Below are 12,954 nucleotides of genomic sequence, written 5' to 3' on the forward strand. Positions count from 1 at the left end.
CCCAAAGCTTCGACGTGATCCTGACCGACATCGAGATGCCCGATATGAACGGGTTCGAGTTCGCGGAAGTCGTCCGCTCCGACAACAACCTCGCTGCGACGCCGATCATCGGCCTGTCGGCGCTGGTATCGCCGGCGGCGATCGAGCGCGGCCGTCAGGCCGGCTTCCACGATTACGTCGCCAAGTTCGACCGTCCCGGCCTGATTGCGGCGCTGAAGGAGCAGACCGCGGGCGCCGCCGGCGCCTCCGAGCTGAGCCGGGCGGCCGCGGCTTAAACCTTGAGCGGCATGGACCAGGAGACACTGAAATGAGCAAGAAGACCCAGTCCAGCGAAGGCGCCATGGTCGAGTACGTCACCGCGATGATCGGCGGCCAGCTGTTCGGCCTGCCGATCTCCCGCGTCCAGGACGTGTTCATGCCCGAGCGCGTCACCCGCGTGCCGCTGGCCTCGCGTGAGATCGCCGGCGTTTTGAACCTGCGCGGCCGCATCGTCACCGTGGTCGACATGCGCTCGCGCCTCGGCCTGCCCAAGGACGAGGACGGCAAGACCGCGATGGCGGTCGGCGTCGACCTGCGCGGCGAATCCTATGGCCTCCTGATCGACCAGATCGGCGAGGTGCTGCGCCTGCCCGAGGACGGTAAGGAAGAAAACCCCGTCAACCTCGACCCCCGCATGGCCAAGCTCGCCGGCGGCGTCCACCGCCTCGACGGACAGCTCATGGTCGTCCTCGACGTCGACCGCGTCCTCGAGCTCGAAACCAAGACGCAAATTGCCGCCTGAGCCAACGAAACATCGAAGCCGGAGAACAGAAATGAAGACGTGTTTGGTGGTCGATGATTCCAGCGTGGTGCGCAAGATCGCGCGCCGGATCCTGGAAGGTCTGGAGTTCGAGGTCACCGAGGCCGAGGACGGCTCGAAGGCGCTCGAGATCTGCCAGCGGCAGCTGCCCGACGCGGTGCTGCTCGACTGGAACATGCCGGTCATGGACGGCTTCGAGTTCATGGGCCACATGCGCCGCCTGCCAGGCGGCGACCAGCCGAAAGTGGTGTTCTGCACCACCGAGAACAACGTGGCTCACATCGCTCAGGCGCTCAGCGGCGGTGCCAACGAGTACATCATGAAGCCCTTCGACAAAGACATCATCGCCGACAAGTTCGCTGAAGTTGGTTTGATCCCGGTCGGACAAGTCATGGTCTGAGTGTGTCAGGCCCAAAGCGCTTGGGCCAGAGTGTTCCAGTACAGCTTTCGAGAGGCCATCCGTGACCCCGACCGAGTATGAGTATCTGCGTAAGTTTCTGAAGGATAATTCCGGTCTCGACCTGTCCACAGACAAGCAATATCTGATCGAAAGCCGCCTGCTGCCGCTCGCCCGCAAGGCGGGGCTGTCCGGCATCGCCGAGCTCGTGCAGAAGCTGCAAGGCGGTTCGCGCCAGCTGATCACCGACGTGGTCGAGGCCATGACCACCAACGAGACTTTCTTCTTCCGCGACAAGGTCCCGTTCGATCATTTCCGCGACCACATCATGCCGGAGGTCATCAAGGCGCGTGCGGCCAAGCGCAGCGTGCGCATCTGGTGTGCCGCGGGCTCGACCGGGCAGGAGCCCTATTCGCTGGCGATGTGCCTGAAGGAGATGGGCGCAGCCCTCACCGGCTGGCGCGTCGAGATCATCGCGACCGACCTGTCGCAAGAGGTGCTGGAGAAGGCCAAGGCCGGCGTCTACAGCCAGTTCGAGGTGCAGCGCGGCCTGCCGATCCAGATGCTGGTGAAATATTTCAAGCAGACCGGCGAGACCTGGCAGATCAATCCCGAATTGCGGGCGATGATCCAGCACCGCCAGCTCAACCTGCTGCACGATTTCGCCCAGCTCGGCACCTTCGACGTCATCTTCTGCCGCAACGTGCTGATCTATTTCGATCAGGATACCAAAATCAATATCTTCAACCGCCTGGCGCGCCAGATCGAGCCCGACGGCTTCCTGGTGCTCGGCGCCGCCGAGACCGTGGTTGGACTGACCGACACGTTCCGGCCGATTCCGGAGCGGCGCGGCCTCTACAAGCCGAATGATCCGCGCGCGGCCGCGGCCAAGCCGGTTCTCGCCGGTGCGGCGCCGCGCATGGCGGCGATGGCGGGACGATAATCATGGCCGAGGATGGCAAGGGCGCGGAGCGTGTGACCTTCAGCCGCGGCTATGATGTCTGCATCATGGCGATCGACGGCACATGGCGGCGCGACTGCAAGCTCAACGCGATCTCCGACACCGACGCGGTTCTCACGGTGGAGGGCTCGATCCAGGGCTTGAACCTGAAGGAGTTCTTCCTGCTGCTGTCGTCCACGGGTCTCGCCTATCGTCGCTGCGAGCTGGTCCGTGTCAACGGCGCCGAAATGGACATCCAGTTCCTGCGCGGCAAGAACCGGAAGAAGCGCGGTGCGGCCGGTGGCCACGACGCCGCGGCCTGATCTCGCCGCCGCCGTCGCTGCGCTTTCCCGCACTTTGCTTCACATTTGCTGAACGTTTCCGAGTCAATTGCTCGCGGCAGCTTTACGCGGCTTCAGCGCGAGCCGTGTATCCATTGACGCTCTCAATCCCAGGATACGGCAATGCCCAGAAGTTCTCTTTCCCCGATCTCGTCAAACCTGCCCGACGGCGCCGAGCGGCGTGCACTTCAGCTCCTGGTGGTCGATGACGACGCCACGCAGCGCCGCCTGATCACTGTCGCGGCCAGGCAGGCGGGCCACGAGGTCACTGTGGCGCCATCGGTGGCGGACGCGATCGAGAAGCTGCGCGCCGCGCGCTTCGACTGCGTGACGCTCGATCTCGTGCTCGAGGATGGCGACGGCGTCGACGTGCTGCGCGAGATGGCGAGCGCGAAGTTTGCAGGCTCCGTGATCGTCATCAGCGGCATGGACGGCAAGCGCCGCAGTGCCGCCCGCAGCTTCGCCCGTTCGGTCGGCATCGAGCTCCAGAGCCTGCCGAAGCCGCTGGATCTCGCGGCGCTGCGCATCAGCCTCGCCAATCTCGGCAAGACCGCGATGGGCCTGCCGGCGATTCACACCTGGGGTGGTGTCGCCACCGACGCGATCGTGGAACGGCACCGCGCCTGAGCTTGCGGAGCCGCCATACGGTCAGACGCGGCTTCCGGCCGCGTTGCCGGATTCCGATAGACATTGCAGGGCGTGGCCGAGGCCCGCCCGGCAGACATTGAGGGCCGCGCTCGCGCTAGCGTAGCGGGGCGTGACGTCGTCGAGCAAGACGACATCTGCGGAACCTTCCGGATCGCTGCCGTGTTCTTGATCCATGGCTGCGGCGATCCGGCGCATGCTGGTCTCGATCTGTGCGATCAGTAAACGAAGGTCCGCCGCAATCAGCTCACGGCTCTCGACTTCGGACGTTGCGACAGGAGGCGGCGTGTCGGCCAAATTTAGCATGGATATTCTCCGTCCAATGCAATTAGGCGCCATGCCGCTACTTGTGCGTTAAGTCCATGTCCCGTACAAATACGGGTGGGCCGAATCCGCGCCGAGCGCCATAACGAATGGCGCGGACGCGAGTCCTTCATGCCAACCGGATGTGGCACATGGCCGAACAAAGCTCTCGCGGTGAAATCTTCGTGGTCGATGACGACCCTGCCGTTCGCGACACCTTGTCGATGGTGTTGAAGGCGGCGGGCTATGAAGTGATCTGTTTTGCGGACGGTGCAGCGCTGCTCTCCGTCGCGCGAAACCGCACGCCGGCTGCAATCCTGCTCGACGTGAATATTCCCGGGAAGTCGGGTCTCGACATCCTGAAGGAGTTGCACGGCGAGGATTATCCTGCGCCGATCTTCATGATCTCCGGGCAGGGCGACATCGCGATGGCGGTGGGCGCGATCAAGAGCGGCGCGCTCGACTTCATCGAGAAGCCGTTCCGCGGCAGCGAGATCGTCGGCCGTCTCGACGAGGCGATCGGTGCCTATGCACGCAGGCAGGCGGAGAACGCGTCGCCGAAATTCGGCTCGCTGCATTTCCCCGGCCGCGAGCCGCTGACGCGCAGGGAGCGCGAGGTGTTGGAGCAGTTCGCCTCCGGCGCCTCCAACAAGGAGGCTGGCCGCACGCTCGGCATCAGTCCGCGCACCATCGAGGACCACCGTGCCAACATCATGAAGAAGCTCGGCGCGCGCAATGCCGCCGACCTGATCCGCATCGTGATGACCGCGGCCCAGCGCGCGTCGTAACATGGTCTCGTGCCACGGCTCAGCAGCGCATCATGCAATGATGCGTTGCTGAGCCGGGTCCATCTCTCCTCACCGACGGTTTCGTAGCCCGGATGGAGCGCAAGCGTAATCCGGGATTTCGCGCGCCGCACGATTGTTCCCGGATTGCGCTGCGCTCCATCCGGGCTACGGGCCTTCACCCGCTCAACGCCTTGCGGATGATCCGCGCCAGATCCGATTTGCGATAGGGCTTGGCCAACAACACCACGCCGGCATCCAGCCGGCCGTGATGGATGATCGCGTTCTCGGTATAGCCTGACGTGTAGACCACCTTGAGATCCGGGCGCGTCTTCATCAGCTCGTCCGCAAGCTGCCGTCCGTTCATCTTGCCTGGCATGATGACGTCGGTGAACAGAAGGTCGAACGGCTTGCCGGCCGCGACGATCGCGAGCGCCTCCGCGGCGTTCGCGGCCTGCAACGTGACGTAACCCAGCGAATGCAACTGCGCCAGGACGTAGTCGCGCACCAGCCGGTCGTCCTCGACCACCAGGATCGTCTCGTGTCCGCCCTCGATCGTCGCCGGCGTCACGCCCTCGCCGACCGCCGTCGGCGTCTTGCCGGGCGGCAGATACATCTTGATCGTGGTGCCGTGCCCCTCCTCGCTGTAGATCTTGATGTGACCTGCGGACTGCTTGATGAAGCCGTAGACCATCGAAAGCCCGAGTCCGGTGCCCTTGCCGGGTCCCTTCGAGGTGAAGAAGGGATCGAACACCCGGGGCAGCATGTGCGCAGGGATTCCGGTGCCGGTGTCGCTCACGGCGATCAGCACGTAGTGCCCCGGCGGTACGTCGTTGGCGCTGGCATAGACCTCGTCGAGATAGGCGGCGCCAGTCTCCACGATCAGCTTGCCGCCGCCGGGCATGGCGTCGCGCGCATTGAGCGCGAGGTTGAGGATCGCGGTGGTGAGCTGGTTGGGATCGACGATGGCGACGCAATTCTCGTCCTCGAACACCGATTCGATCTGGATCTGCTCGCCGAGCGTCGGACGCAATAACTTTGCGGTGTCGACGATCAGCGAGTTGATGTCGATCTCGCGCGGCTGGAGCGGCTGCTTGCGCGCGAAGGCGAGCAGGTGCTGGGTCAGGTCGGCGCCGCGCGCGGCGGCCTCGTCGATCATCTTGGTGATCGCCGCGAGCTGCGGCTCCTTGGCGACCGCCTCCGCCAGAATTTCGATCGTCCCGGTGATGACGGTGAGAATGTTGTTGAAGTCATGCGCCACGCCGCCGGTCAGCTGGCCGACGGCCTCCATCTTCTCGGCATGGCGGATGCGCTCCTCGGCGGCGATCTTGTCGGTGAGGTCGCGGTAGAAGACGTTGAACAGCAGGCCCTCGCGCCGCTTCAGCGCGGTGACGCTCAACTCGGCCTTGAATTCCTTGCCGTCGCGCCGGCAGCACATCAGCTCGCGGCGGCGGTTCAGCGTCCGGCCACCCTCGTCTTCGAGGAAGCGTTTAAGGCCGGCTCGGACCCGGCCACGTTCGCTCTCGGCGACAATGAGGTCGATCGTGCTCTTGCCGAGCACCTCGTCGCGGCGCCAGCCGAACAGCTGTTCCGCCTGCGAGTTCCAGTTCAGGATGCTTCCGGTCTCGTCGGTCTGGACGAAGGCGTCGAGCGAGGTCTCGACGATGTTGCGGGCGAGCCGCTCGCTCTCGAGCAGCGATTCCTGCGCGAGCCGCGCTTCCGTCATGTCGCGCCCGACGAAGAAGAAGCGCTTGGCGCGCTCGGACCAACTGCCGAGCCAGGACAGCCAGACCTCGTGCCCGTTCTTGTGGTAGCAGCGGGTGTCGGCCAGCCTGACGCGCTCGCCGTGTCGCATCGCCCGCATCTCGGCACGGGACTGCTCCAGGTGATCGGGATGGATGAAGTCGGCGCCGCTGCGGCCGATCATCTCGTCCGGCCGATAGCCGAGAATGGTCTCGCTGCTCGGGCTGATCTGCGCGACATGACCCCGCGCGTCCATGACCATGATCAGATCCTGCGACGTCTCGAAGATCTGACGCCGCTCCTCGAGTTGGTGCTGCAGCGCCCGCTCGGCGCGCCGCGCCTCGGTCAGGCTGCGCGCGCTTCCGGACGCGCCGATGATCTCGCCCGACGGTCCCTTGATCGGCGACAGGCCGAGCGAAATCTCGACCGGCGTGCCGTCCTTGCGCAGGCGGACCGTCTCGAAGCGTTCGATCGGCTCGCCCCGCGCGATCCGCCGCAGATAGTCCTTGCCCTGTTCGCGGCGGTCGGACGGGACGATGATCGAGGTGGGCTTGCCGATCGCCTCCTCCGCCGTATAGCCGTAAAGGCGTTCGGCGGCCGGATTCCAGCCGGTGATGATGGCATCGAGCGTCTGCATGACGATCGCATCGTCGGACGATTCCACCGCGGCACTGAACAGGTTCTCGCGCGCCGCGTGATGGCTCCGCGCGGCCTCGGTGCGGCGATGCTCCTCGATCTCGCGTTCGAGCGCGGCCGTTTTCGCGCGCATCTCCTCCACCATCCGCGCAAAGGCCCGGGCCAGCACGCCGGTCTCGCCGCTAGCATCGACGGGGATCTCCGCGGGACGTCCGCTGCCGATGGCCTGCACCGCCTCCGTCAGACGCCCGATCGGGCGGGTCAACGAGCGCGCCAGCAGCACCGCGAGCGCAGCCGCGGCGAGAACAGCCAGCACGCCGACGAGCAGGGACGTTTTTTGAATGGCGGCCGGCACGCGGCCGAACACGGACGGGGGAACAGTCGCGACGATGGCGACCCATTCCTTGCCCGCAAGCGATATCGGCACGAATGCCGCGCCGCTCGTCCGGCCCGCCTCGTCGGTCGTGACCCGCGTGGCCACGTCCGACGTGCCGGCCAGTTCTGACAAGAACGGAAGGTCTTTGCGCCAATCGGTCGGATGGCCCCGCGATGACCCGAACTCCCGCGTCCGGTCCGGATGGACGAGATAGTCGCCGCGCGCATTCACGACGTAGATATCTCCGCCCGAGGTTGTCGCCGCGCGGACCCGCTCGAGTGCCGGGCGCATGTCGATATTGGCCACGATGATGCCGAACGGCTTGTCGTCGGCCGTGAACAGCGGCATCGCCACGCGCAAAGTCGGCGCGTGAGGCGCCGTCGTTCCCCCCTGACGGGTCGCGAGCTCGATGGGAGACACATAGATCTCGCCGGGCCCGAGCCGTATGGTTTCCTGGAAGTAGGCGCGGCCACTCTTGCGCTCCAATTCGCTGTCCGGAGCGATCCGGGCTGCTCCGTTGGGACCCGAACGATCGACGTGGACCAGCTCGCGCTGGTCGTCGTCGACGCCGATGATCCTGAACTGCCCGTAGATGGGCTTGGCGTCGATCTCGGCCGCGAGCCGCGCCGCGATACGCTCGCGCCAGGTCTGCTGCGAGACGCCGTCCGCAGGATCGATCCCGCCGCCGGCATGAGCCCGGATCAGGCCGTTGATTGCCGCTGCGGCGCGATAGCCGACCAGATCGCCGCGTACGCCGGCAACGTAGGATTCAAGATTGGTTGCAAGCAGGCGGGATTGGGCTTCGACCCGCTCCAGCACCCGCGGAATGACGGCCTGTGTGGTGTTGCGATAGCCCAACCATCCGACTGCGGCCACGGTGACCGCAACCAGCAGGATCATCGCGAGGGCCAGCCGCGTGGCCAGCGTCGTTGCTGCTCGCATGGGGAGTTTCGCCGGACCTGCCGCAGCGCTGCGCCATTTTTGGCTTGCAGCAGAGGCGTTCTTGTCATCGGCGGCCGGAGCGGACATCGGACCCCTCTGGCGCGTCGGCCTTCAGGCAATCTGCGACCACGGCAAGCAGTGCATCGGGCCGGAACGGCTTTTGCAGGCTGGCCACGGCGCCGAGCTTGGTCGCCATCTTCAGGAAGTCCGGCTCCGCATAGGCATCCGGCGTGATCGAACGGCCGGAGATGACGACGATCGGAACGGCTGGGGCCAGCATCCGAATGTGACGCATCGTCTCCAGTCCGTCCATACCGGGCATGAAGATGTCGAGAAACAGCAGGTCGAACCGGCTGGCCTCGAACAGCGCCAGCCCCTTGCGGCCATCCTCGGCGACCGTCACGTGATGACCAGCCCGTTCCAGCAGCAGCCGGATGGTGAACTGGACGGCCGGATCGTCATCCACGATCAGGATGTTGGCCACGCCTAAAATCCTCCGGCCGCATTGGGCGTTCCAGCGGCCCCAAATCAAAGCAACAAATGCGAAATTGTTGCGCGGATTCTGGCCGCGCTGCAAGCACCTCGCGTTTGCCGCGAATGCCTTCCTGGCGTGGCGACAGACGAGGCGCTGTGGCCGGTACGCACGCTTGCGTGCATATGCGATCCGGTCCGAACGCAATAAGTCGTTTCAAAGACAGGAGATATTCTTCTCGCCGTAGTTGTACGGAACCCGATCTTCACCGCGAATTAAAGAGGGCGAACTACTATCTCCGCGAGTTCCATCTTGGTACCTCGCGTATTTCAATTTCGGCATTCCTTTACCCGACGAAGCCGGTTCCCCCAACCGGCCACCAGCTCGAGATCTCTCATGTTCAAATCGATCGCGAACACCGGAATTCGCACCCGGCTGCTCGGCGGCTTCGCGTTGATCTGCGGCCTGCTCGCAGCGACCGTCATCTACACCGTCGCCGCCGTGTCGGACATTTCGTCGCGGATCAGGACAGTCGTGGATCAACGCGCGCCGGTCGCGATCGCGAGCACGGAGCTCGTCGGCAATCTCTATTCCACGCTTTCGACGCTGCGCGGCTATCTGCTGACTGGCGATGCGCAGGGCAAGCGCGACCGGGCCGCGGTCTGGGCCGAGCTGGATCGCACGGCCGCTGCAGTCGACCGCATGGCAGAGGGCTTTTCCAGCCCCCAGAACAAGACCAATTGGAGCGAGGCCAGAACGTTGATGGCGGAATTCCGCAAGGCCCAGGACAAGGCCGAAGCGGCCGCCTTCACGCCTTCGGCCTATCCGGCGAGCGAATTGCTGGCGAAGGAAGCCGCGCCGCTGATCTCGGCCATGTTCGCCGAGATCACCGGCATGATCGACGAGGAAGAGGCGCTGGAGGCGACGCCGCCGCGCAAGCGCCTGCTCAAGACGTTTGCCGATGTGCGTGGCAATCTTGCCGCCGCGGGATCTCAATTGCGCCTGTACGTTGCCTCGGGCGAGGCGGCCGATCGTGACAAGTTCGAAAAGCCGCTGGCGACCTTCAGGGCCGCGCTTGCGTCGGTCGGTACCCAGACCGATCTGCTCACCGCACGGCAGGCGACCGCTTATCGGGCCATCGTCAAGGCGAACGAGGCTTTCACCCCGCTGCCGCAGAAGATATTCGCCATCCGCCAGACGCCGCAATGGAATATGCCCGTTTTCATCCTGTCGACCGAGGCCGCGCCGCGCGCCGCCCAGATCCTCGACCTGCTCGACGGTCGCAAGGACGCCGATGGCAAGCGCTCGGGCGGTCTCAAGAGCGATCAACAGTCGAAGCTCGCCGACGACGCCCGCAGCGTGGCCGACGCGGTCGAAAGATTGCTCCTGCTGCAATGGATCCTGCTCGCCGCGGCACTTGCTCTTGGAGCGACGATTGCGATCCTGGTTGCGCGCTCCATCACCCGGCCGATCATCGAGCTGGTGAGCGATTCCGCGCGCCTGTCCGGTGGCGACACCAGCGTCGAATTCAGGACGGCCGAGCGCGGCGACGAGATCGGCGTGGTGTCGCAGGCGGTGGCCAAATTCCGCGACAATGTGATTGCCCAGCAACGGGCGGCGGCGTCCCTCGCGCGCGAGGCGGAGGCACGCGAAGCGGCCAACCGCAACATGGAGGGAGCGGTCGAGGAATTTCGCGCGACCTCGCGCGACCTGCTCGCGCTGGTCGGCGAGAATGCGGGCACCATGCGGCAGACCGCAGAGAGCCTCAGCGGCATCGCCAATCATGCGACGAGCCAGGCCGCGTCCGCAGCGACCACCTCCGAACAGACCGCGGGCAACGTCCAGACCGTCGCCGCGGCGGCCGAGCAGCTCGCGGGCTCCATCGTCGAGATCGGCCGCCAGATCGAGCTGTCAAACACGACCGTGCGCTCCGCGGGCGAGGTGACCGCGCGTTCGGAGAGTGAGATCGAAGGGCTCGCGCACGCCGCACAGAGCATCAGCTCGGTGGTCGACCTGATCCAGGCGATCGCGGCCCAGACCAACCTCCTGGCGCTCAACGCCACCATCGAGGCCGCGCGCGCCGGCGAGGCCGGTCGCGGCTTTGCCGTGGTGGCGTCCGAGGTCAAGGCGCTGGCCGAACAGACCCGCAAGGCGACGCAGGAGATCGCGCAGCACATTGTCGCGATCCAGAACGCGACCGGCAGCGCAGTTGCCTCCGTCAAGGAGGTCGCAACCGCCATGCGCCGGATCGACGAGGTGACCGCGGCGATCGCAAGCGCCGTGGAAGAGCAGGGGGCCGCCACGCGCGAGATCTCGCAGAACGTTCAGATGGCGGCGTCGGGGACACAGACGTTGGCGACCAGCATCGGCACCGTTTCCGGCGCCATCGCGAAAACCAATCGCTCGGCCGACGAGGTGATGGGTGCCGCGAACCACGTCGCGGGGGCGGCCGAACGCCTCGCCGCCGAGGTCCAGGCCTTCTTCGTCAGGCTGCGCACCGGTCCGATCGACCGCCGCAAGAGCGGCGATGCCGATTACCACGGGCCGGAACGGTGCAGCGGCCGCAACGCGGCCTAAAACGGAATGGCTCCGGCTAATTCGATCGTCGCGGGAGCGGCGTAGGCCGCCTTCCGCACCCGGGTGAGGACAGATGTAGCCGGCGCAGCCGGTCGATCTACCCGCTGCGGCTGCACGCCAGCGCCCAAAGCTCCCCTTGCCCTCCTCGGCATACCTGCAGTCTTCACAGGCCTCTTGACCGAGATCATCATCCGGCTCTTTGTCGAGCCCTGATCTTCCGCGTGATCGAGCGGAATACCATCCAGAAATGGGGCCCCATCATGAAGAAGAAAACGCCCGACCAGCTCCGCAGCGCGCGTTGGTTCGCGCCCGACGATCTGCGCTCGTTCGGCCATCGCTCCCGCGCCATGCAGATGGGTTATGCGCCGGAGGAGTGGAAGGACCGCCCGATCATTGCGATCCTCAACACCTGGTCGGACGCGCAGCCCTGTCACATGCACTTCAAGTCGCGCGTCGAGGACGTCAAGCGCGGCATCCTGATGGCGGGGGGCCTGCCGCTGGAGCTGCCGGCGCTGTCGCTCTCGGAATCGCTGCTCAAGCCCACCACCATGCTCTACCGCAACCTGCTGGCGATGGACGCCGAGGAGCTGCTCCGCAGCCATCCCGTCGACGGCGTGGTGCTGATGGGCGGCTGCGACAAGACCACGCCGGCGCTGCTCCTGGGAGCAACCTCGATGAACATTCCGGCGATCTATCTGCCGGCAGGACCGATGCTGCGCGGCAATTGGAAGGGCAAGACGCTGGGTTCCGGCTCCGACGGCTGGAAATATTGGGACGAGCGCCGCGCCGGAAAGATCTCCGACAAGGACTGGCTCGACATCGAGGCCGGCATCGCCCGCAGCTACGGCACCTGCATGACCATGGGCACCGCCTCGACCATGACCGCCATTGCGGAAGCGATCGGCATGACGCTGCCGGGCGCTTCCTCGATTCCCGCTGCCGATGCCAACCATATCCGCATGGCCAGCGAATGCGGCCGCCGCATCGTCGAGATGGTGTGGGAGGATCTGACGCCGAAGGTGATCCAGACCCGCAAAGCGTTCGAGAATGCCATTGCGGTCGCGATGGCGATGGGCTGCTCCACCAACGCCATCATCCATCTGATCGCGCAGGCCCGCCGCGCCGGCCAGGACATCGGCCTCGACGATTTCGAGACGGCCAGCCGCAAGGTGCCCGTCATCGCCAACGTCCGCCCGAGCGGCGATGCGTACCTGATGGAGGACTTCTTCTACGCCGGCGGCCTGCCGGCGTTGATGTGCCAGATCAAGCCGCATCTGCATCTCGATTGCGTCACGGTCACAGGCAAGACGCTGGCTGAGAACATCGAGGGGGCCGAGGTCTACAATGCCGACGTGATTCGCGGCATCGACAATCCCATCTACAAGGAGGGCGCGCTCGCCGTGCTCAAGGGCAATCTCGCGCCGGACGGCTGCGTCATAAAACCCTCCGCCTGCGCGCCGCGCTTTCTCAAGCACACCGGCCCCGCGCTGGTATTCGACGATTATCCCTCGATGAAGAAGGCGGTCGACGATCCCGATCTCGACGTCACCGAGGATCACATCCTCATCCTGCGCAATGCGGGGCCGCAGGGCGGACCGGGCATGCCGGAATGGGGCATGCTGCCGATCCCGACAAAACTCGTGAAGCAGGGCGTGCGCGACATGGTGCGCATCTCGGATGCGCGCATGAGCGGCACCAGCTACGGCGCCTGCATCCTGCACGTCTCGCCGGAATCCTATATCGGTGGCCCGCTGGCGCTGGTGCAGAACGGCGACCGCATCACGCTCGATGTCGCTGCGCGCACCATCAATCTCGATGTGAGCGAGGCCGAGCTCGCAAAACGCCGCGCCGCCTGGAAGCAGCCCGCGCGGCGCTTCGAGCGCGGCTATGGCTGGATGTTCACCAAGCACATCAAGCAGGCCAATGACGGCTGCGACTTCGACTTCCTGGAGACCGATTTCGGCGCGCCGATCGGCGAGCCGTCCATCTACTAGCACC

General features: G+C 65.5%; 12 protein-coding genes. 9 read left to right on the plus strand and 3 right to left on the minus strand.

Going from position 1 to position 12,954, the window contains the following annotated elements:
* The 6 genes from I6F37_RS28395 to I6F37_RS28420 form a co-directional block, all read left to right on the plus strand.
* On the plus strand, window positions 1-275 hold a 275-nt coding region (locus I6F37_RS28395), incomplete at its 5' end, for a response regulator (RefSeq protein ID WP_225153317.1).
* A 32-nt stretch (window positions 276-307) separates the two neighbouring features.
* Window positions 308-781: a chemotaxis protein CheW gene (locus I6F37_RS28400; protein WP_225153319.1), complete on the plus strand. Its 474-nt coding sequence runs from the start codon at window positions 308-310 to the stop codon at window positions 779-781.
* A gap of 31 nt (window positions 782-812) precedes the next feature.
* Complete coding sequence (locus I6F37_RS28405) at window positions 813-1,199, plus strand: response regulator (RefSeq protein ID WP_036015905.1); 387 nt, start codon at window positions 813-815, stop codon at window positions 1,197-1,199.
* A gap of 61 nt (window positions 1,200-1,260) precedes the next feature.
* Complete coding sequence (locus I6F37_RS28410) at window positions 1,261-2,139, plus strand: protein-glutamate O-methyltransferase CheR (RefSeq protein ID WP_225153322.1); 879 nt, start codon at window positions 1,261-1,263, stop codon at window positions 2,137-2,139.
* Between the two features lie 2 nt (window positions 2,140-2,141).
* Window positions 2,142-2,459, plus strand: coding sequence for a hypothetical protein (locus tag I6F37_RS28415; RefSeq protein ID WP_036015908.1), 318 nt, complete (start codon window positions 2,142-2,144; stop codon window positions 2,457-2,459).
* A 141-nt stretch (window positions 2,460-2,600) separates the two neighbouring features.
* On the plus strand, window positions 2,601-3,104 hold the full coding sequence (locus I6F37_RS28420) for a response regulator (RefSeq protein WP_225153324.1): 504 nt from the start codon (window positions 2,601-2,603) through the stop codon (window positions 3,102-3,104).
* 21 nt (window positions 3,105-3,125) lie between these two features.
* Here the strand turns inward: I6F37_RS28420 and I6F37_RS28425 are convergent, their stop codons facing one another.
* Window positions 3,126-3,428: a hypothetical protein gene (locus I6F37_RS28425; RefSeq protein ID WP_036015912.1), complete on the minus strand. Its 303-nt coding sequence runs from the start codon at window positions 3,426-3,428 to the stop codon at window positions 3,126-3,128.
* 149 nt (window positions 3,429-3,577) lie between these two features.
* Between I6F37_RS28425 and I6F37_RS28430 the strand changes: the two genes are divergently transcribed.
* Window positions 3,578-4,213 (plus strand): response regulator transcription factor, encoded by a 636-nt coding sequence (locus I6F37_RS28430; RefSeq protein WP_026202588.1) that lies wholly within the window; start codon window positions 3,578-3,580, stop codon window positions 4,211-4,213.
* A 175-nt stretch (window positions 4,214-4,388) separates the two neighbouring features.
* Here I6F37_RS28430 and I6F37_RS28435 read toward each other — a convergent pair whose 3' ends face one another.
* Together I6F37_RS28435 and I6F37_RS28440 are read right to left on the minus strand one after the other, a co-directional pair.
* On the minus strand, window positions 4,389-7,994 hold the full coding sequence (locus tag I6F37_RS28435) for a PAS domain S-box protein (protein WP_225153326.1): 3,606 nt from the start codon (window positions 7,992-7,994) through the stop codon (window positions 4,389-4,391).
* On the minus strand, window positions 7,972-8,391 hold the full coding sequence (locus I6F37_RS28440; protein ID WP_036015915.1) for a response regulator: 420 nt from the start codon (window positions 8,389-8,391) through the stop codon (window positions 7,972-7,974). The genes I6F37_RS28435 and I6F37_RS28440 overlap by 23 nt, the downstream gene beginning before the upstream one ends.
* Before the next feature lie 384 nt (window positions 8,392-8,775).
* Between I6F37_RS28440 and I6F37_RS28445 the strand changes: the two genes are divergently transcribed.
* On the plus strand, window positions 8,776-10,956 hold the full coding sequence (locus I6F37_RS28445) for a methyl-accepting chemotaxis protein (protein WP_225153328.1): 2,181 nt from the start codon (window positions 8,776-8,778) through the stop codon (window positions 10,954-10,956).
* Window positions 10,957-11,216: 260 nt separating this feature from the next.
* On the plus strand, window positions 11,217-12,950 hold the full coding sequence (araD, locus tag I6F37_RS28450) for an L-arabinonate dehydratase (RefSeq protein ID WP_225153465.1): 1,734 nt from the start codon (window positions 11,217-11,219) through the stop codon (window positions 12,948-12,950).
* Window positions 12,951-12,954: the final 4 nt, after the last annotated feature.

The sequence above is a fragment of the Bradyrhizobium sp. NBAIM08 genome (assembly GCF_020193935.1).
GTDB classification, from domain to species: Bacteria; Pseudomonadota; Alphaproteobacteria; order Rhizobiales; family Xanthobacteraceae; genus Bradyrhizobium; species Bradyrhizobium yuanmingense.